The following is a 20,200-nucleotide window of genomic DNA, read 5'->3' on the forward strand; positions in this document are numbered from 1 at the left end:
CTCTGACACCTCTTGTCTAATCTCTAAAATCTAGTGTCTAAAGCCTAAAAAAAACTATTTCTCTTGATACTCTGAAATCTCCGCACAACCAACTCTTTTTCCAGCATCTCCAGAAGGTTGAGAAATGAAATCATCTCCACCTTGGTGAATAATTACTGAACGACCGACGATGTTTTTATTCTCATCATCACATCCAATACACCATTCTGCTGTTTCGAATCTTACCGTTGCAATTCCATCATCACCAACTTCAAAGTTTCCGATATCTCCTTTATGGTATCCTTCAGCGTCTCCCCATTTTCCATGACGTTCTCCAGTCGGATTCCAATGTCCACCAGCCGATTTACCATCACTAGAAGAACAGTTTGCTGTTTCATGCAAGTGAATCGCATGTGTTCCTTTGTTTAATCCTTTGAATTTTGCTTCCATTACAACTTGTCCAGCTCTTTCTTCAAATGTAATGTCACCTGTTGCTTTACTTTCGCTTTTTGCATTCAAGGTGGTTCGTATCATTTTTGTTTTAATATTTTCGGGATCGGCTATTTTTAATGCTTCACTTTTTTCTGAATCGTGATCATTTTCAAAAGAAGTTGTATCTGTTTGATTTCCTCCATCTTCATCTGCTTGAATAGCATTTTCACAGCTAAATGCTAACATTCCTACTGCAATCATTGAAAATATGTATATGTTTAAATTTTTCATGGTATTATAAATTTAGTTTCTATTTATTTACAGTAAATTACTTAATTAGAAAGGGGTATTTAAAATTCCTGTGATAATAATTGTTAAACACCATGAAATAAAAACAGAGCTTAATTTATAACTTTATTAATCTTCTCCCACATTTGATTATGAAATACGGTTGGCACTGGAGAAGCATCTGGCGAGTCTCCCATTCTAATAACCACCATTTCTCTACTTGGAATGATATTTAGATATTGACCGTTTTTTCTTATTCCAGCAAATAAATCTGCTGGTGCATGATCAGAAAGTGGTTGATTAAATGAATTCGGAAATCCAGGTAAAATAATTGACGACTTTCCATTCAACCAAAATAAATATCCATAGGAAGGATTAAGCGTTTGTGATGAATTGGTCATTTCATCAAAATAATTCAAATCACTCATTATAGAATTGGCTGACCATTTTCCCCGATTAAGTAAAAGCGAACCAAATCGTGCAGCATCTCTAGCAGAGCTTAAATAAACGTTTGTACTACCAATTGACATCCATTTTCCCTTCATTCCGATGGTAGATTCTAATTTTTGATCCGTAAAATCATTAAATGTTTTGTTTGTGGCATTTTCTACCACTGACTTAATTAGTGTGTAAGGAGCATTGTGATAATACCATTGATTTCCTGCGTCAGTTTTATATTGGAGACAATTTGGAGCTGTGCAATCTTGGTCGTTCACATCATAATCCAATCCAGTAGTCATTGATAATTGATGTTTTATTGTAATTAAATCTTCTTTCTGAATGGGTAAACTGGTCCAATTCTGTCCTAAATAATCAGAAGTTTTATCATTGATATTTAATAATCCGTCTTCTTGTGCTAATCCAACAAGAAATGCCGAAATAGTTTTTCCAGCAGAAGCCCAATACCATTGAGAATTTTCGTCAAATGGAGCGTTGTCTAAAATGTTATTTCCCCAGTATTTTTCTACTGCAATCTTTCCTTTGTGTAAAATTATAAAAGCACGTGTTCCATTTTGCGATAAAAAGTCGAATAATTCTGTCGTGTCCGAAAGATTCCAGTTAAGAGCCTGTAAATTTTCTTTACTCCAATTATTAGAACTTGTCGGAGGGAAGTAATATTCTACACTAGGATTTGGATTTGATGGATTTTCTGGGATTGTGGGTTGTTCTTTCTTACAAGCGAAAAGTATTATTAACGCTAAGAATAAGAGTAGACGTTTCATAATTTATCGTTTTATAACCATGAATAAATTCCATACCACACTCAAAAATAAACAAATTATAAATAATGATGAATTATGAATTTTCTCAACTACCAAAAAAATGAGGCTCAATATGAAATACTGTAAGTAATCAATTTTAATCCTTTGAAAAATTAATAGTTCTACTACGAATTTAACTGTAACCTACATGAGTTGTATTTTAAAGTAATTATCCATTTACCCAAATCATCATTTCATTCTTACAGCCAAGCATATATCGGTCTGTATTTCAGTTGGTTATTCCCGTAGGGACGGCATATTAATAGCCAAGGACGTAAGTCCTTGGTTTAAAACAAATAGATATAATACAAAACCCCACAAAATCGACCTAATTGCATGCAATTAGGTCGATTTTGTGGGGTTTTGTTTCGGTTTGTATCGTTTGGCGGATGGACTTACGTCCATCCCTATTAACATGCCGTCCCTCGGGGACTTCGAATAATAAATACTTAAATAACAGGAACTTATCAAATTAAGCGAATTAGGTTTTTAATAGAAAGTTTCCATTTAAAAAAAAAGTAGAACCAAATTAACAATCGTTTAGCTTCAATTAAAACCATAGATTTTAAAACTACCCACACAAAATCATATAGAACCAAAATTGACAATCTACTAACCATTAAGAATTAAATATGAATATTCATAACTCACAATTAGCCAAAGCGTTAGCCATTAATAATTAACCATTAATTAATAATTAAAGAACCTCTTCTTTCCCTTTAAAATTAGCCTTTCCTGGAAACTTTTTCGGTTTAGGTTTCCCTAGCATCAAAGCCAAGTGAGATTTAAGAATTCTTCCCATGTGCTTATATTTTGAAAAGCGTTTGGTATCGTGATAAATATTTAAATCTGCTGCCAAAGAAGCAATTTTTTCTGGTGTCGAAAGCTCTTGATAAAGCATAGAATCCAATAAACGGTTCAATCTTGCCAAGGCCAATTTATAACGTCTTTTCATTAACGTTCTTTCCTCATAGCGATATTGCTCAACTGTTTCTGGAGTCAATAACTGAATGCAAAAATCAATTATCTTGTTGTTTTCCTTGTAATATTGAGGTTTATAATGATTTTTTCTTCCTTCATAAGCCGTTTGATCAAAATCTATTGGACGCACTCGGTATTGTTCCTTATCGAAATCTGGAGTAATCGCCACAACGTAATTGTAAGAACGCATGTCTCCAAGTAGCATTACAAAACAACGCTCATTAAATTTCACAAACTCCTTCGCCATTCCTGTTGGATAAAAGTTTGGCGAATCCATATAGTTGTCCATAAATTGATCACCTGGAATTCCTGCAATATGCGCTTCAACTAAAGTATTTCCATCTACCATATAGTCCATTCTATTTGGCGAAAGAATATGCTCTAATTCTAAACCATAAACCCTAGAAGCATCCGCTCTTTTAATATAGAAATAATCGTGGTGGTCATTTAGTTTATTGACAATCTTAATCCTGAATGGATTAGAGTTGGCAAATAAACAATAATCAATTGCTCCAATCGTTAAGTGACTTATTATTTCTGTATCACCGTCCGTTTTCAGTTCTGCATAAATTTCTTTTAATCCATTCAAGATTTCCTCTTGCGTTCCCATGTCATAAATAACACTTTCCCAAAATGTATTTTCACCATTCGCATCATAAACAGGAGAACTGTCATTCCAACGCAGCATGTCTTCATAAGCAAGTGCGATGGAATCTTCACGTCCATATTTACGTAAATACTTTCTTAATCCTTGATTAATTGGGAAGGGTGGCTTCTTTTTTGAAATATCCATAAGGGGAAAATATTTTGATTATACGTTTTCTGTTCTCTTCAAATATACGAAGAATTTTAAAGATTAACAGGAAAACCAGTGACGCATAGCTGCGCAGGATTATTAATAGTATGATAAGAGTAGAATAGGGATATCAGTTTAAGAATTTATTGATGCCTGCATGAAACCTTCATGTCGTTATGCGTTTGCTATTCTCTTACAAATACATGAAATAGCAAAGGGACTTCAATTGAATGAAATCCCTTTACATTTAAACAAACAAAGTAGTTGTTAAACCTTAAGAAACTACTACTTTAAAAAGATGGACAAGAAATCGTTCTAAAACTCGGTTTCTTTGTTTTACAGTTTAGGTCAAATCCTAAAGAAATTTCATGAGATCCTCCAGTAACGCCGTTGTTTAGTTTTGATACCGTAACATCATAACTATAACCAACTTTTATTGTTCCTGTGTTTACTCCAGCTGATAAGATAAATGCATCTCTAGATCGGAACCAAACTCCAGCGGTAAGTGCTCCATATTGAACATACGTACCGAGTAATAATTCCATAAAGCCTTGTTGATATTGATAAATCATATTTGGCATAATTGAGATATCAGTGTTGTATTGAGACTTTCCTCCCAAAGCAAGTTTTGCTCCCGCATGTCCTGTTAAACGAATAGGCATTGGGCTATTTCCAACAATTACAGATTCATCTGGCATGTTTAAATGATGTGCGGAAACCCCGAAGAAAAACTTCTCAGTAAAACCAACCATTCCAGCAGAAACATCAAAGAAACCACGTGAACCTCCTCTTGGAACATCACCTGTTGCATAAATAAATCCTCTTCTTGGATCAATCATATCGCCAAATGTTAGTCTGTCCCAATCCAAGAATTTCTGATTCCAAGTTGCTTTTCCAGCAAACATCATTGTGAATTTACGGTTAACCTTTAAATGGTAATTGTAAATTAAACTCAAGGTGGTATGGTTAATTGTTCCTTTTCCTTGTTGGTCATGTGTCATTATAACACCAATTCCACCATTGATTCCTTTGAAATACTGGTCATAAGACGCAGAATAAGTTACAAAAGAACCTGAAAGCGCTGGCCATTGATTTCTGTAATTCACAGCAAACCTTGGACAACCATGACTACCTGCAAATGCAGGATTCAAGTAAATAGGATTCGCATAAAACTGCGAAAACTGTGGGTCTTGTGCATAGACCTCACCCAGAAGGAAGAACATGAATATGATGAGTATTTTTTTCATAATGAATTGGTTTTCTTATAGTTTTAAAAATTTAGCAACATATCTGCTAGGTTTCAGTAAAATTTTCATTGTTACCTGATGCGACAATATCTGCTTGTCAAGTAATCTGCTTTTAGTATAGTCAACGTTATAATGGAAGCTAAATTTCTTAAACACTGTTCCAAATGATCCTGCAACATTTAAATCAGAACTTGCAGCAACACCAATTTGCATCCATTTGTATTGGAAATTAGTCCCCATCCATAGTTCATCTAGTTCCCCATAATTCTGGTACAAACCGTAACCACTTATTCTGGTCTCTTTAGTTTTAGAAACATATTCTGTTCCTAAAACAGCAGTGTAATGGATGTTGGATTTATACTCTTTGTTCAAATCTCCAGAGTAAAAATTGTTGTTGTGTCGTCCAATGTTATCTGCATCAAATCCAGCATAGAACCATTCCGTATTTATCATAAATCCAAGTCCAACATCACGGTACCACAACTGTTGACCATTCGCCTGTTGTTCTTCTTTAAACAGTGGAATAATATTCTCTCTGTCTAATTCGATTGTATTTCCTATACTGTTTGAATTTTGATCTAAATTAATAACCCCCATTTTAAAACGAATTGCTGGTTCAAAAGAAACCTTCTTCGAGATTGAAAATTTAGGTGAATAAGTTATTGCAGCTGAATAATTATTGAGTTCGTTGTTTTGATAGTTATCGTAATTCACATCAATTCCGAAACCTCCACGAATAGCGTAAATATATCCATCCCAAGAAAGTGAATTCATTAATTGACTATTGGATTCATTTAACCATTGCATGCGAGATGTTGCTTGTATTCTGTTTCCTGGCGCCGATCCTACCATAGCAATATTTGCTTTGTAACCTGTCATCATAGGAACATGAAAATGTGGATTTTTAGTGTTTTGTAAACCAATAGGATAATCAGCCATACGTCTTATCTTCCTAAACGTACTTTTTAATGATTTAGCTAATGTCGATTTTGAAGCACTTGAACTACTTGATGAATTTTTTCTTTGAACAGCAAGATCTTTCTCGCTCGAGAATTGAGTGTTCACCTCATCTTTATGATTCAAGTAATTTGATATACTTTCTAAATCTTTAGATTGAATAGATTGAATAGATTGATGCGCTAAATTATAAGCGTAATCTTCTTCTGTCTCTAATTCTGCTTGATCTTCCCAATTTCTGTTTTCAATTGATTCAGAAATTTCTGTTTTTTCAGTTGTGTAAACTTGATTGTTTAATTGAATATCTGAATTTCTAGTTGATTTAGTCTGCGCAATATATTTAGCACTAGAAAAATCATTTGTAGTGGAAGTTTGATTTTCTACAAAAGCAATTTCATTTAAGTTATTTTCATGATTGTTGTTCTTCTCAGAAATATTTTGCTTTTCATTAAGCGACATAGCTAAAAGTTGATCAATAAATACATCATCTTCCTCAACCTCTGTTTTAATAATTTCTGTATCAATTTCTGCTTGCACATATAAAGGAGGAGTCGGAATTATTTCAATTCCAAACCAAGTCAATAATATGGCTAGAAATGAAATGCTTACCAAAGCAAATGGACGCAATAAAAACGGTGTTGCTTTAATTAAATGCTGAGTTGCAAAAGGTTCTTGAATTGGAGCCTTTACTTTTGCACTTTTCCAAGCTTTTAGTTCAGGCATTAACTCTGGATGGAGTTCCAAAAAGTCCAATAAATACGATTCTTGATCCGCAGAAAGGTTTCCCTCTGTGAACTCATAAAGCCATCGGTCTATATTTTCGAAATTTGGTCTACTCATTGAATTAACGTTAAATCGCCTAACTGTTTTTTAATTTTTTTTCGCGCTCTGTACAAATAAACCTTCACTTGACTATCGGATATTTCCAATATTTCGGATATTTCTTCGTACGTATAACCTTCTAAATCTCGGAGAAGAACAATACTTTTTTGAAGTGGTGGAAGAAGTGATAAAGCTAAATCAATAATTTCTTGGGTCTCGAAACGATTGTCAACATTTATCTGTTCTGGAATCATGTCTGTGTTATAAACAGTACGTTGTTTCCTTTTTGCGAAGTTGATTAATGTATTATGGCCTGTTCTAAACATCCACGCTTTACATTTTTCAACTTCTACTTTCTTCTTGTTTTTCCACAATTTTTCAAAAACATCTTGTACAATATCTTGACTGTCCTCGCTGTTACGGAGGAAGCTAAAAACATACCCATATAAATTGGATGCATGTTTCTCTACAGCAATATTGTATTCTCTTCGGTTCAAAAAGTGCGCATTTAACAGTAAAACAATCTAACGGGTGTAAAAGTTACACCTCCGTTCAATTATTTTCTAAATTAAGTTATTTTTAGTTAACACGTTGATAATAATTACTATTTCTTATTGCTCTTTAATTTTAAAATAATTAAGACCAACAAAAAAGGGGCGATATCTATATTTTTTAGTAGATTTAAGCATGTAAAAGCTAAAGCTATGGAAAAACAAAAACGATTATTTGATATACCTTATTACCAACTTGAGAAATTTCCTCAAGAAACAATGTTTTCCACTAAGAGAGATGGGAAATGGGATGCTGTAAGTACGAAAGAATTTTTAGAGAAAGCGAACTTAATTTCCCGAGGTCTAATTGCACTTGGTGTTCAACCAGGAGATAAAATAGGATTGGTTTCTGGAAATAGAGTGGAATGGAATATCATGGATATTGGAATTCAACAAACAGGTGCTATTGGTGTACCTATTTATCCCAATATCTCAACGAAAGATTATAAATATATTTTTGGTGACGCAGATATAAAAATGTGTTGTACCGGAGATAAAGAGTTATATGATAAAATCATTGGAATAAAAAGTGAATTACCTACTTTACAAAAAGTTTATTCCTTTGATAAAGTGGAGGGTGCAAGTCATTGGACGGAAATTATTGATCAAGCGGATCAAGTAGATATTTCGGAAGTTGAAAAAAGAAAAGCTGTCATCAAAAATGAAGATTTGGCAACAATGATTTATACTTCTGGAACAACAGGAAACCCTAAAGGTGTAATGTTGTCTCATAACAATATTCTTTCTAATGTTTATGGAAGTTATCCACGCATTCCAGGTGATTCCAACAGTAGATCATTGACTTTCTTACCGGTTTGTCACGTATATGAGAGAATGTTGCATTACTTATATATGCGTGCAGGATTCTCTATTCACTTTGCTGAAAGTTTAGAAACGATTGGAGAGAATATTAAGGAAGTTAAACCGCATGTCTTTACTGCTGTTCCTCGATTAATTGAGAAAGTGTATGAGAAAATTATTTCTAAAGGTGATGAACTTACCGGAATCAAAAAAGCACTTTTCTTTTGGGCAGTATCTGTTGGAGAAGAATTTGAACAAGAAGGGAAATCTGGTTGGTATAAGTTAAAATTGAAAATTGCACGTAAACTTATCTTCTCTAAATGGCAAGAAGCCCTTGGGGGAGAAGTTTTAGCGATTGCTTCTGGAGCTGCTGCATTGCAACCACGTTTAGCAAGAATATTTTTAGCTGCCGAAATTCCAATTCTGGAAGGGTATGGTTTAACAGAAACATCACCTGTTATTTCTGTAAACTGTATGAAGAATGGAATAATGTTCGGAACAGTTGGAACCCTTTTGGACAATGTTGAAGTGAAATTTGCTGAAGACGGTGAGATTATCGTACGTGGTCCTAACGTAATGATGGGGTACTATAATCAACCTGAAAAAACAGCTGAGGTTTTAACTGAAGATGGATGGTTCCATACTGGTGATATCGGAGAAATGATTGATGGTAAATTCTTGAAAATTACCGACCGTAAGAAAGAAATCTTTAAAACTTCAGGAGGGAAATATATTATTCCACAAATGATGGAGAATAAATTTAAAGAATCTCGTTTCATCGAACAATTTATGGTCATCGGAGAAGGGCAAAAACACCCAGCTGCTTTAGTGATTCCATCTTATGACTTCCTTAGAGAATGGGCAGTAAGAAAAGGAATTAAAGTTGGAACTACCAATAAAGAATTGGTTGAACATCCAGCAGTTATCGATAGAATTAACCAAGAAATTGAAGAATACAATAAACTATTCGGAAGCTTCGAAAGAATCAAAAAGTTTGAATTATTACCTGAAGAATTTTCAGTTGAAAAAGGTGAAATCACACCAACTTTAAAATTCAAACGTAAGAAAATCATGGAAATTCATAAAGATAAAGTAGATAAAATCTACGGTGTTTAAGGATTGAAGAATTTAAAAATTCAATGATTCAAAAATTCAATAATTAAAAGGGACCAACTTTGTGAGTTGAGTCCCTTTTTTTGACGAATGGGTTTTTGTTTAAATTGGATTATTAAAATCGCCAAAAGAGATATATTTTTGAATAATTCGGCAAGGAATGTTTAAATTTTCACGAATTGCATTTTCGAATGGTACGGACGATTTGCAAATCGTCCCTACATTATGCCTTCGAATAATGTTTAACCATTTGAATTCTTGAATCTTTGAATCAAATATTGCTTTGATAATGGAAAGAACGATTTCAATCTTTGAATTCTTGAATCTTTAAATCAAATATTGCTTTGATAAGGGATAGGAAGATTTTCGAATAGTAGGGACGATTTGCAAATCGTCCCTACTAATTCGCCCTCACCATCGTAATCACAACTATCCCCTGATGAAACTTTGGAAACCATGTGCCCGGTTCAAACTTAAATTGCGAAACATGATTTAAAGCTTTGATTTTTGCTGGAGTACTTTTAATCGTTGACTCACCATCCAAAACTTTACTTGAAGAAATTTCTCCTAAAGCATCAACACTAATTTGTATAGTGATTTTTCCTGTAATATGTCCTTCAATAACATAAGGTAAATCTGTAGTAAGTTTTCTATTGTCTTTAATTATATCTCCACTTAATTGGGAATAAGCCGTTGATGTTAAAAACAGCATAAGAAATAATATAGCGTTTAATTTTTTCATAATGTCAAGTTAAGATATTTTACTCCAATTGGGTTTCGATTTTAATTGTCTTTTTAATTCTATTCGCAATCCACGGTTTTTTCCAAGTAATATTTTTGGATCTTCCTTTAAGATTTCTCTGGCTGTTTCTCTTGCCGCACCAACAAGTTGACCATCTGTGGCAAGATTTGCTAAATTCAAATTCATGATTCCACTTTGTTGTGTTCCCATAATATCTCCAGGCCCTCGTATTTCTAAATCGACCTCTGCAATTTTGAATCCATCATTTGTGGAAACCATCGTCTGTATTCTTTTCTTACCTTCTTGAGATAATTTTTCTCCTGTCATTAAAATACAATAAGACTTTTCTGCTCCTCGACCCACACGGCCGCGTAACTGATGCAATTGAGAAAGTCCAAATCGTTCAGAACTTTCAATAATCATTACAGAAGCGTTAGGAACGTTTACCCCAACTTCAATAACTGTTGTGGCAACCATAATATGCGTGTTTCCCTCTACAAATTGATCCATTTCAAAAGCCTTGTCTTCCGCTTTCATTTGTCCGTGGACAATACTAATTTGAAATTCTGGTCTTGGAAAAGTCCTTGAAATAGCCTCGTATCCTTCCAGCAGATTCTTATAATCCATCGTTTCAGATTCTTGAATTAACGGATAAACAACGTAAATTTGTCGGCCCAAAGCTATTTCTTCTTTCATTAATTGAAAAACTTTCAATCGACTCTTTTCAAAGAAATGCATCGTGTTGATTGGTTTTCTTCCTGGCGGAAGTTCATCAATTACGGAAACATCCAAATCCCCATAGAACGTCATTGCTAAAGTTCTAGGAATTGGAGTGGCTGTCATAATTAAAATGTGCGGTGGCTTAGTATTTTTCCTCCATAATCTTGCCCTTTGCGCAACTCCAAATCGGTGTTGTTCATCGATAACGACTAATCCTAAATTTTTGAATTTTACCGTAGGTTCTAAAAGTGCATGTGTTCCTATGAGAATATGAATCTCTCCTTCTTCTAAAGCTTTAAACAATCCAACACGCGCTTTTTTCTTCACTGAACCAGTCAATAAGGCCACTTTTATATCCAATGGAGCCAATAACTCTTCAATCGTTTTGTAATGCTGTTGGGCTAATATTTCGGTAGGCGCCATCAATGCAGACTGATATCCGTTTCCAATTCCAAACAGCATGCTGAGTAATGCAACCAAAGTTTTTCCACTTCCAACATCTCCTTGCAAAAGACGATTCATTTGTGTTCCGTCTCTTAAATCTTTTCTAATTTCTTTGACAACTCGCTTTTGTGCATTTGTAAGCTCAAACGGAATATAGTTTTTATAAAATTCATCAAAATATTCTCCTGTTTTTCCAAATGCAAAACCAGCGGACTTTTCGATATTCGCGTTTTTCCGCAAGAGCAATTCCAATTGAAGAAATAGAAGCTCCTCAAATTTTATTCTCATTTGTGCTTTTTCAACATCTTCAAAATTACGTGGAATATGAATTAATTGATAAGCCTCTTCTCTAGGAATTAACTTGTATTGATCAATTATTTCTTGGGGTAAAATCTCTGGAATTTTCCCAAGAATATTTGAAGCCAATTGATAAGTTAGTTTTTCAATTCCATTAGAATGAAGTCCTTTTTTTGTTAATTTATCTGTGCTGTTATAAATGGCTTGTAATCCTTTTTCATGAGCTACTTGCTCAAAAGGTGTGATTTCTGGATGGGCAATATTCCAATTGGATCCAAATCTAGTTGGTTTACCATAAACTCTAAAAAGTACGCCGGGAACCAATTTGTTTTTTATCCATTTTGCTCCTTTAAACCAAACCAAATCAATTACACCTGACTGATCTTGAAAGCTTGCCTGTAAACGTTTTGCTCTTCCAGTTCCGATTTCTCTTACGCCAATGATTGTCCCTTTCAATTGAATAGATTGTCCTTCGTAACTGGGTAAGTCAGAAATCTTAACATAGGTAGAGCGATTCACGTACCGAAACGGAAAATAATTGAGTAAATCCCACATTTTATCAATGCCGGCTTCCATTCTCAGAACATTTCCTCTTTCGGCACCAACACCTTTTAGGTATTCAATAGGAGTATTGATGAGGTATTCCATTTACTTATTGAGTTCGGTTTTTAAGGATGTATTTTCTTAATAATAATTGGCAAATTGACTTTGTCATCATAAGCGAAAATGAGTATTCCTTTTTGTAAATTAGATTTGTGTATTTTTAAATCTGCCAATTGTTTTTTAGCGTTATATAATATTCTGCCTTGCGTGTCATAAACACTAATTTCTCCAACATTTTCTGTCACTACTTCGAAATAGTCGCCATTTCCATTCACTTTAAAGAGTGGAGGAATATTAGCATTTCCAATATTTGAGAGCCTTGGATTGTGAAGTAGGTAGGTGTCTTTTGTGGCGTGTTGTAGACTATCAATTCCACCTGCAATCATCCAGTTGCCTCCGCCCAATTTAGCAATTCCACGTAAATCCATTCCTTGTGTTTGAACACTGTAGATGTTACTTTGACTTTTTTGCTGCAGATCAATTTCATAGATCCTCTTGTTCGGTTTTACTGGTTTATTATTGTAGTATTCTAATGCATCAAAATTATAAGCTTCCATTGATCCTCCTACCCAAAAAACTGTTTTGTCATGACCAGAGCATGCCGCTCGATAAAGGGTTTCACCATTGCCCGAATTAATTACCGACCAATCAATTTGAGTAGGGTCATTTTTATCAATTACGCCTTTTCGTAATACGTTTGTAGCTTCAAAAGTAGGGAAGTCTTTAGCGCCACCAAAGTAGAATATTGTGTCTCCTAAAATGTAACCTGATGCACCAAAGCTAGTGTAAAATGAGAAGTTTGGAGTCGGCGTTCCCATCATCCAAGAATTAAGTTCTGGATTGTAAATTTGAACATCTGGAACATTTCCTGAATTACTCCATCCTGTTATCAAAAAAATCAAGCTGTCTCTCCAGACTGCTTGCACATGGTCATCAATAGGCGTAGGAATTGGATTACCTTCTGCTTCAAATAGGTCAGTTGTTGTGTTGTAAATGTGAACTTTGTTTGAACTTGTTTCAACTCCATTAGTTGCCACATGATAACCACCCATGAGATAAATTTTGTCTTTAACACAGCTTGCACCGCTAGCAATTTTCCCTAATGTATCTGGAATAGCACTCTTTTCCGCCCATGAATCCTGACTCACATCATATTTAAACACACGTTGATGAATATCTGATTGGGTTAACGCTCCTGAGATTCCTCCAAAACTATAAACGTATTTTCCTTCTCCTGAAATGCATTCTACCACAGCATTATTCGATGTTGTAATGGGCAGATTACTCAATTTTGTCCATGTCCAATTTCCTTGGGAATACCCAAAAAAGGACACCATAAACAATGTGAAAAATATTAGCATTTGCTTCATGTCACGAATTTAATGAAAATAGCGGACAGAAAGGAATGATCTTTTAAAGAAGTTGGTTGAATACTTTATAAAATTAGCGATTAATGAATTATCATTCCTCCATTTTCTTTTGATTGACTCTGATTATGGTTAATTTTGTTTGTATTTAAATAGTAACTAGTATGAAAAAAGTAGGTGTTAATGGATTTGGTAGAATTGGAAGATATTTTACACGAATGAGTTTAAAACAATCTGAAATATCGGTTGCTGTCGTTAATGATTTGGCTGATATTAAAACATTAGCGCATTTACTGAAATACGATTCTGTTCATAGGCAAATTGATGAAGCTTTTGAAGTTGTTGGCGACGCAATTGTTTTTGAAAATGGGAGTAAAATTATTTTTACTCAGTTTCGTAATCCAGAAGAAATTCCATGGGAAAAATACGAAGTTGAAATCGTTTTAGAATCTACTGGACTTTTTAGAACAGAAGAAGCTGCTTCGTCTCACTTTAAAGGAGGTGCAAAGAAAGTTGTGATAAGTGCTCCCGGACAAGGTGATAATATAAAATCTGTTGTTTTAGGGGTGAATGATGATATTCTTACACCAGATGATAAGTTGATAAGTAATGCTTCATGCACAACAAATTCAGCAGCACCAATGGTGAAATTGATTTCAAAAATGTGTAAAATCAACAGTGCATATATTACTACTGTTCACAGTTATACCTCTGATCAACGTTTGCATGATGCGCCTCACAAGGATTTAAGAAGAGCAAGAGCTGCTGCTGAATCTATTGTTCCAACAACTACTGGAGCAGCAAAAGCATTGGGTAAAATATTTCCAGAATTAGAAGGACACATTGGAGGATGTGGAATTCGTGTTCCAGTTCCAGATGGATCTTTAACTGATTTAACTTTAACAATAGAGGGTAAGGTTCCAACAGTGGACGAAATAAACGCTGAATTTAAAAGAGCAAGTGAAAACGAACTGAAAGGAATTTTGGCATATACTGACGAACCTTTAGTTTCAGCAGATATCATTGGGAACCCTAACAGTTGTGTTTTTGATAGTCAATTGACTTCTGTTGTTGGAAATTTAGTAAAGCTTGTGGGTTGGTATGACAATGAAGCAGGATACTCTAATCGTTTAATTGATCTTATTAAAACACTTTGATTTGGGAGTAGAAATAGAACGAAAATTTCTTGTTGATGCTTCAAAATGGAAAGCTGTCAAACCTAAATTAGGGACAAGAATTTCACAAGGATATATTATGTCAACTCCTGAAACGGTGGTGCGTATAAGAGTAACTGGAGATAAAGGATGGATTACTATTAAAGGGAAGACGAAAGGAATTTCTAGGTTAGAGTATGAGTATTCTATTCCCAAAACGGAAGCAGAAGAAATGCTGAAAGAATTTTGTCCCAAGAAAATAATTAAAACAAGGTACGAACTAAAATTCGATGGATTTGTTTGGGAGGTAGATGAATTTGAGTCACCAAAAACAGGATTGATTCTCGCTGAGATTGAACTTACAAATGAAAACGAAGTTTTTTCACTCCCAGAGTGGATAGGTAAAGAAGTTTCCAATCAGCCAGAGTACTTTAATGTTAATATGATTTAAAGGGTCTAAAGTTTTGAATTTTGAAATAACGCGCTAGGTTTTTGGTGTTTCTCGTAAAAAATGCATAGTGATTGTTAGGTTTACAACATACCTTAGATATTGTTGTGTAATCTCTAATGCGGAATGAGATATTTCATTTAACTTTGCGGATTATTTTAAAGTAGTTAACACATTAAAAGTTCAGGGTATAACATCATTAATTGTATAATGTCATGAAGCCAAGAGGTATATTTGTTTTATTGTCAATAATAGTAGTAGGGGTAGTAGTAGCTGTTTTTCCATTTTGGAATAATGTAATTTGGTTTATGGTCTTGTTTGGACCTTTAATCGTAATTGGTTATTTCGATATGATTCAGAAGGGACACAGTATTCGAAGAAACTTCCCAGTAATTGGAAATATTAGGTATTTATTAGAGTCTATTCGTCCAGAAATCATGCAGTATTTCGTGGAAAATGACACAGATGGTAGACCTATCAATCGTTTGGATCGTTCGTTGATTTATCAGCGTGCCAAAAAAGTGAATGATACAGCACCTTTTGGAACTCAATTAAATGTTTATGATATCGGTTATGAGTGGATGGATCATTCTATCTATGCGAAAAACCGTAAAGAAATTGATCATGACCCTAGAGTTATGATTGGTGGTCCAGATTGTAAGCAACCTTATGCTGCAAGTTTAATGAATATTTCAGCGATGAGTTTTGGATCGTTGAGTATGAACGCTGTTTTAGCAATGAATAAAGGTGCTAAAATTGGTGGATTTGCGCAAAATACCGGAGAGGGAGGAATTAGTCCTTACCACTTACAGTATGGTGGAGATTTAATTTGGCAAGTGGGTACAGGATATTTCGGTTGCCGTGATAAAAAAGGAAACTTTAATCCAGTAACATATAAGGAAAACGCAAATATCCCCAATGTTAAAATGATTGAGTTGAAGATTTCTCAAGGTGCTAAGCCTGGACACGGAGGTCTTTTGCCGGCTTCAAAGAATACTGAAGAAATTGCAGCTATTCGTCACATAGATCCACACACAACTGTTCATTCTCCTAATACTCATTCGGCTTTTACTAATGCAACTGAGTTGTTGTATTTTATTAAAGAATTGAGAGATCTTTCAAACGGAAAACCAGTTGGTTTTAAAATGTGTATTGGAAAACAAATCGAATTCACAGATATTTGTGAAGCGATGATAGAAACAGGTATTAAACCAGACTTTATTACCATCGATGGTGGTGAAGGAGGAACGGGTGCTGCACCTGTTGAATTCTCAAACTCAATCGGTATTCCGCTGCGTGATGGTTTAGCTTATGCAGTAAACACTTTACGTGGTTATGATTTGAAGAAAGATATCAGCGTTGTCGCTTCAGGAAAAGTATTCAGTAGTTTTGATATCGCAAGATTAATCGCTATTGGAGCAGATACTGTTTCGTGTGCACGTGCTATGATGCTTGCTACAGGTTGTATTCAAGCCTTGCTTTGTCACAAAAACACATGCCCAGTTGGTGTTGCAACTCAAGATAAGAGTTTAATGCGTGGACTAGATGTAGAAGATAAATCACAACGTGTGGCTAACTTCCATTCTCAAACTGTATATAGTTTTATCGAACTTATGGCAGCGAGTGGTGTAACAACTCCGCAAGGATTGAGACGTGTTCACATCAATCGCCGTGTGGAAATGGATAAGATCAAGAAATACAGTGAAATTTATCCTTTGACAGAAGTCGGAGCACTTTTGAAAAAAGAAGAAATATTAGAACCAATTCATTCTTAATTTAGAATGTTAGAGTAATATTAAGGGATGTCTTTCGAGATGTCCCTTTTTTAGTTTTAAAAACGCTGTTAACGAATAAAACTTCGTTGTATTTGTAATATTGCATTTGCTTTATTTGTTAACGACTTTATCTAGTCGTTTTATCAAAATGGGCATTGCAAGAAAATTCCAAGTACTGCGTTATGCTTACTTCGGCAGGTTCTGCATAACGCAGCACGTCGCAAGGCATCGCATTTATAAAGATAAACTTCTGACAATTAAAAACTTTAAAAGCCTTGCCTTTGAAGTTTTCTTATCAAAGACTTAAAAAAAAATAGTTTTCTTACGGACACGAAATACGCTTATTCATCTAGCCTATCTTTAACGTATTCTATTTTCGTTTTCCCATGTGGTTTTGCTTTTCCATCATCATCAAGACTCACCATCACGATTCGATCAACAGTGATGATTGTTTTGCGGGTCATTTTGTTTCGAACTTCACATTTAAGCGTTAACGAAGCACTGCCAAATTTAATAACTTCAATACCAATTTCTATAATATCACCTTGATGAGCAGAATTCTGGAAATCAATTTCACTTATGAATTTTGTGACCGTTTTTTGATTTTCTAATTGTATAATCGAATAAAGCGCTGCTTCTTCATCAATCCATTCTAATAATCGGCCTCCAAATAAAGTCCCATTCGGATTTAAATCTTCGGGTTTTACCCATTTTCTTGTGTGAAATCTCATCGTTCTTGTTTTAATCTACTACTGCGAAATTGTATCTCGAGATAGCGTATTCAAAGTCAAACTATCCTGTATCTGACTATAAACCTCAATAAACTTCTCTTGTCTTGTAGAATAATATGTCATAGAGTTAGAATACCTTGTACTGTCGATATTGTACTTTTCAAAAATTGGATTTATCGCTTTTGGCAAAGTCCTAGAAAAATCGTTTACATTACTTTGCTGATGTTTAAAATAAGATTCAACAATCATAACCTCTTGCAAAACCATTGTGAAAGTATCCTTTGGAATCAAGTCGTCCGGTGCATCTTTTTTATCAAATCGATAAGAACACGCTCCTAGAAACAAAAATATTGAACCCAAAGAAAGAAACAGTAGTTTTTTCATTAGTCAAATCTATTGAATTCAAGTCTTTTTCCAATGCTTTGGTCAACAACTTTGTAATTATCATAAACTAAGTTCCCGTTGACAAAAGTTTTTTCAATCTGGTGACTGAATGTATACCCTTCAAACGGCGACCAGCCACAATTGTATAAAATGTTGTCTTTTGTAACTGTAGTTGTTTTATTAGGATCAATGATTACTAAATCAGCAAAATATCCTTCACGGATATAACCTCTTTTTTCAATTCCAAATAAAACGGATGGAGCATGAGCGGTTTTCTCAATTACTCTTTCTTTAGAAATCACTCCTTCTTTAGCTTTTTCAAAAAGTGCTAGTAAAGCATGTTGAACTAAAGGTCCACCTGATGGAGCATTGAAATAAGTATTGTCTTTCTCTTGTACTGTATGCGGAGCATGATCTGTTGCTATAACATCAATTCTGTTGTCTAAAACAGCTTGCCAAATAGCGTCACGATCGCTTTTCTTTTTTACCGCAGGATTCCATTTGATCAATGTTCCTTTTGTATCATAATCTTCTTCTGAAAACCATAAATGGTGAACACATGCTTCCGCCGTAATTCTCTTTTCAGCTAATGGAGTTTTGTTTTCAAATAGAGACAATTCCTTTTCAGTTGAAATATGTAAAACATGTAATCTAGCATTGTGTTTTTTCGCTAAAGAAACAGCTAATGATGAAGAAAGATAACAAGCTTCAGCACTTCTGATTTCAGGATGATATTTCATTGGAACATCTTCACCGTATTTTGCACGGTAAATTTCCATGTTTTTTCTCACAGTTTCCTCATCTTCACAATGTGTGGCGATTAACATAGGGACTTCGCTAAAAATTTTGTTTAAAGTTGATGGTTCATCAACTAACATGTTTCCAGTACTAGAACCCATAAAAACTTTTACTCCACAAACATTTTTAGGATTGGTTTTTAGAACTTCTTCAATATTGTCGTTTGAAGCTCCCATGAAAAAACTGTAATTCGCTAAACTTGAATGGGCAGCAATTTTATATTTGTCTTCTAATAATTCTTGTGTAAGTGCATTGGGAACTGTATTTGGCATTTCCATGAAAGAAGTAATTCCTCCGGCTACTGCAGCACGACTTTCTGAACGAATATTTCCTTTGTGCGTTAGTCCTGGTTCTCTAAAATGAACTTGATCATCTATACTTCCAGGGACAAGGTATTTTCCTTCACAGTTAATTTCCGTTGCAGAAGCATCAGTAATAGAAGGTGCAATTTTTTCAATGATATCATTATGAATTAAAACATCTCCTATCGTTGATGTTCCTTCGTTGATAATCGTAGCCTGTTTTAATAAATATTTCATAGTTTCATTTTTCTCATTTTCCAAACACCGAAAAATGCTTCTTTAAATATGCCTGAACTCATTTTAGAAGTTCCGCGTTGTCTATCAATAAATGTAATGGGTACTTCTACAATTCCTAACTTATGTTTACGGACTCCGTATTTCATGCAAATTTGGAATGCATATCCTTTAAATGGAATGATGTCGTAATTTACTTTCTCTAATGCTTCACGGGTGTAACATTTGAATCCGGCTGTTGTGTCCTTAATTCCGATCCACAATATCATTCTAACATAGATGGAAGCGAAATAAGACATGAGCACCCTCATTACTGGCCAGTTTTTTATTTTTCCTCCTTTACAGTAGCGAGAACCTATAGAAAGATGAACTCCTTCTTTGGCACAAGCTTCATATAGTCGAATTAAATCATCTGGATTGTGAGAGAAATCTGCATCCATTTCAAAAATGTAGTTATAAGTTGCTTCCAAGCACCAGTCGAATCCTGCTTTGTAGGCTGTTCCTAATCCATTTTTTTCTGGACGTTCTAATATGAAAAGACGAGTTGGGAATTCTTTTTGAAGATCCTTTACTTTTTGAGCTGTTCCATCGGGAGAGTTGTCGTCAACAATAAGTAAATGAAATTCTTTTTCATAGCTGAAAACTTGACGAATCATTCGTTCAATGTTCTCAATTTCATTGTATGTTGGAATAATTATTATGCTATCAGACACTTCTCAATTTCTTATAATTCGCTAATATAATTGAAAATTTTTTGACCGCTGTTTTTAATTAGTGAATTCTTGAAATAATTATTAAAATGTCCTAATGTTGCTGTTAAAAAAGGTTGGATTTATTTGATTTACTTTAACACTGCCAAGATTCCAATGATAAACTGTTTTTGCGAGATAAAATCTTGCAATAACAGTTTACAAAAGGAGGAGAATTCAAAAAAGAGGGAGAAAAATGATGACGCAAAAGCGCCATTATTTT

The 20,200-nt window shown here is 34.4% G+C and carries 17 protein-coding genes; 4 read left to right on the forward strand and 13 right to left on the reverse strand.

Annotation, left to right across the window (positions count from 1 at the left end; all coding sequences use genetic code 11):
- Positions 1-54: 54 nt before the first annotated feature.
- From ERX46_RS14760 to ERX46_RS14785, 6 genes are all read right to left on the reverse strand, one after another.
- Complete coding sequence (locus ERX46_RS14760; RefSeq protein ID WP_130094633.1) at positions 55-702, reverse strand: superoxide dismutase family protein; 648 nt, start codon at positions 700-702, stop codon at positions 55-57.
- Positions 703-812: 110 nt separating this feature from the next.
- Positions 813-1,922 carry a serine hydrolase domain-containing protein gene (locus ERX46_RS14765; protein WP_130094634.1) on the reverse strand — a complete coding sequence of 370 codons (1,110 nt, stop codon included), beginning with the start codon at positions 1,920-1,922 and terminating at the stop codon, positions 813-815.
- Positions 1,923-2,658: 736 nt separating this feature from the next.
- Complete coding sequence (locus ERX46_RS14770) at positions 2,659-3,735, reverse strand: hypothetical protein (RefSeq protein ID WP_130094635.1); 1,077 nt, start codon at positions 3,733-3,735, stop codon at positions 2,659-2,661.
- Between the two features lie 293 nt (positions 3,736-4,028).
- A complete protein-coding gene (locus tag ERX46_RS14775; protein ID WP_130094636.1) occupies positions 4,029-4,985 on the reverse strand; it encodes a PorP/SprF family type IX secretion system membrane protein in 957 nt (318 codons plus the stop codon).
- 15 nt (positions 4,986-5,000) lie between these two features.
- Positions 5,001-6,782, reverse strand: coding sequence for a type IX secretion system membrane protein PorP/SprF (locus tag ERX46_RS14780; RefSeq protein WP_130094637.1), 1,782 nt, complete (start codon positions 6,780-6,782; stop codon positions 5,001-5,003).
- Positions 6,779-7,261, reverse strand: a complete 483-nt coding sequence (locus tag ERX46_RS14785) for an RNA polymerase sigma factor (protein ID WP_165366247.1) — start codon at positions 7,259-7,261, stop codon at positions 6,779-6,781. The genes ERX46_RS14780 and ERX46_RS14785 overlap by 4 nt, the downstream gene beginning before the upstream one ends.
- 207 nt (positions 7,262-7,468) lie before the next feature.
- On the opposite strand from ERX46_RS14785, the gene ERX46_RS14790 reads away from it, so the two are divergent.
- Entirely contained in the window at positions 7,469-9,232 is a 1,764-nt protein-coding gene (locus ERX46_RS14790) for an AMP-dependent synthetase/ligase (RefSeq protein ID WP_130094639.1), read from the forward strand.
- A gap of 397 nt (positions 9,233-9,629) precedes the next feature.
- Here ERX46_RS14790 and ERX46_RS14795 read toward each other — a convergent pair whose 3' ends face one another.
- From ERX46_RS14795 to ERX46_RS14805, 3 genes are read right to left on the reverse strand one after another with little or no spacing between them, the layout of a single operon-like run.
- On the reverse strand, positions 9,630-9,971 hold the full coding sequence (locus ERX46_RS14795; protein WP_130094640.1) for a hypothetical protein: 342 nt from the start codon (positions 9,969-9,971) through the stop codon (positions 9,630-9,632).
- A 9-nt stretch (positions 9,972-9,980) separates the two neighbouring features.
- The gene (gene recG, locus ERX46_RS14800) at positions 9,981-12,080 is read right to left on the reverse strand and encodes an ATP-dependent DNA helicase RecG (protein WP_130094641.1); all 2,100 of its coding nucleotides are present in this window, start codon (positions 12,078-12,080) and stop codon (positions 9,981-9,983) included.
- Between the two features lie 20 nt (positions 12,081-12,100).
- On the reverse strand, positions 12,101-13,405 hold the full coding sequence (locus ERX46_RS14805) for a Kelch repeat-containing protein (protein WP_130094642.1): 1,305 nt from the start codon (positions 13,403-13,405) through the stop codon (positions 12,101-12,103).
- 161 nt (positions 13,406-13,566) lie between these two features.
- Here ERX46_RS14805 and gap point away from each other — a divergent pair, with 161 nt between their 5' ends.
- The 3 genes from gap to ERX46_RS14820 all read left to right on the forward strand — a co-directional run bounded on the left by gap (position 13,567) and on the right by ERX46_RS14820 (position 16,779).
- A complete protein-coding gene (gene gap, locus ERX46_RS14810; RefSeq protein WP_130094643.1) occupies positions 13,567-14,559 on the forward strand; it encodes a type I glyceraldehyde-3-phosphate dehydrogenase in 993 nt (330 codons plus the stop codon).
- Position 14,560: 1 nt separating this feature from the next.
- Positions 14,561-15,007, forward strand: coding sequence for a CYTH domain-containing protein (locus ERX46_RS14815; RefSeq protein ID WP_130094644.1), 447 nt, complete (start codon positions 14,561-14,563; stop codon positions 15,005-15,007).
- Between the two features lie 212 nt (positions 15,008-15,219).
- On the forward strand, positions 15,220-16,779 hold the full coding sequence (locus tag ERX46_RS14820) for an FMN-binding glutamate synthase family protein (protein WP_130094645.1): 1,560 nt from the start codon (positions 15,220-15,222) through the stop codon (positions 16,777-16,779).
- A 341-nt stretch (positions 16,780-17,120) separates the two neighbouring features.
- Here ERX46_RS14820 and ERX46_RS14825 read toward each other — a convergent pair whose 3' ends face one another.
- From ERX46_RS14825 to ERX46_RS14840, 4 genes are read right to left on the reverse strand one after another with little or no spacing between them, the layout of a single operon-like run.
- Complete coding sequence (locus ERX46_RS14825; RefSeq protein ID WP_130094646.1) at positions 17,121-17,510, reverse strand: acyl-CoA thioesterase; 390 nt, start codon at positions 17,508-17,510, stop codon at positions 17,121-17,123.
- An 18-nt stretch (positions 17,511-17,528) separates the two neighbouring features.
- The gene (locus tag ERX46_RS14830) at positions 17,529-17,894 is read right to left on the reverse strand and encodes a DUF4296 domain-containing protein (protein WP_130094647.1); all 366 of its coding nucleotides are present in this window, start codon (positions 17,892-17,894) and stop codon (positions 17,529-17,531) included.
- On the reverse strand, positions 17,894-19,231 hold the full coding sequence (locus ERX46_RS14835; protein WP_130094648.1) for a dihydroorotase: 1,338 nt from the start codon (positions 19,229-19,231) through the stop codon (positions 17,894-17,896). Before ERX46_RS14835 ends, ERX46_RS14830 begins: the two co-directional genes overlap by 1 nt.
- A complete protein-coding gene (locus tag ERX46_RS14840; RefSeq protein WP_165366248.1) occupies positions 19,228-19,941 on the reverse strand; it encodes a polyprenol monophosphomannose synthase in 714 nt (237 codons plus the stop codon). The genes ERX46_RS14835 and ERX46_RS14840 overlap by 4 nt, the downstream gene beginning before the upstream one ends.
- Between the last annotated feature and the right edge of the window lie 259 nt (positions 19,942-20,200).

It is taken from the genome of Brumimicrobium glaciale (assembly GCF_004152935.1).
GTDB lineage: Bacteria > Bacteroidota > Bacteroidia > Flavobacteriales_D > Crocinitomicaceae > Brumimicrobium > Brumimicrobium glaciale.

What these genes read in the sequence shown, in the direction of transcription:
- ERX46_RS14760 (WP_130094633.1), bottom strand. Translation starts at nt 702, where the DNA reads ATGAAAAATTTAAACATATACATATTTTCAATGATTGCAGTAGGAATG.
- ERX46_RS14765 (WP_130094634.1), bottom strand. Translation starts at nt 1,922, where the DNA reads ATGAAACGTCTACTCTTATTCTTAGCGTTAATAATACTTTTCGCTTGT.
- ERX46_RS14770 (WP_130094635.1), bottom strand. Translation starts at nt 3,735, where the DNA reads ATGGATATTTCAAAAAAGAAGCCACCCTTCCCAATTAATCAAGGATTA.
- ERX46_RS14775 (WP_130094636.1), bottom strand. Translation starts at nt 4,985, where the DNA reads ATGAAAAAAATACTCATCATATTCATGTTCTTCCTTCTGGGTGAGGTC.
- ERX46_RS14780 (WP_130094637.1), bottom strand. Translation starts at nt 6,782, where the DNA reads ATGAGTAGACCAAATTTCGAAAATATAGACCGATGGCTTTATGAGTTC.
- ERX46_RS14790 (WP_130094639.1), top strand. Translation starts at nt 7,469, where the DNA reads ATGGAAAAACAAAAACGATTATTTGATATACCTTATTACCAACTTGAG.
- ERX46_RS14795 (WP_130094640.1), bottom strand. Translation starts at nt 9,971, where the DNA reads ATGAAAAAATTAAACGCTATATTATTTCTTATGCTGTTTTTAACATCA.
- recG (WP_130094641.1), bottom strand. Translation starts at nt 12,080, where the DNA reads ATGGAATACCTCATCAATACTCCTATTGAATACCTAAAAGGTGTTGGT.
- ERX46_RS14805 (WP_130094642.1), bottom strand. Translation starts at nt 13,405, where the DNA reads ATGAAGCAAATGCTAATATTTTTCACATTGTTTATGGTGTCCTTTTTT.
- gap (WP_130094643.1), top strand. Translation starts at nt 13,567, where the DNA reads ATGAAAAAAGTAGGTGTTAATGGATTTGGTAGAATTGGAAGATATTTT.
- ERX46_RS14820 (WP_130094645.1), top strand. Translation starts at nt 15,220, where the DNA reads ATGAAGCCAAGAGGTATATTTGTTTTATTGTCAATAATAGTAGTAGGG.
- ERX46_RS14825 (WP_130094646.1), bottom strand. Translation starts at nt 17,510, where the DNA reads ATGAGATTTCACACAAGAAAATGGGTAAAACCCGAAGATTTAAATCCG.
- ERX46_RS14830 (WP_130094647.1), bottom strand. Translation starts at nt 17,894, where the DNA reads ATGAAAAAACTACTGTTTCTTTCTTTGGGTTCAATATTTTTGTTTCTA.
- ERX46_RS14835 (WP_130094648.1), bottom strand. Translation starts at nt 19,231, where the DNA reads ATGAAATATTTATTAAAACAGGCTACGATTATCAACGAAGGAACATCA.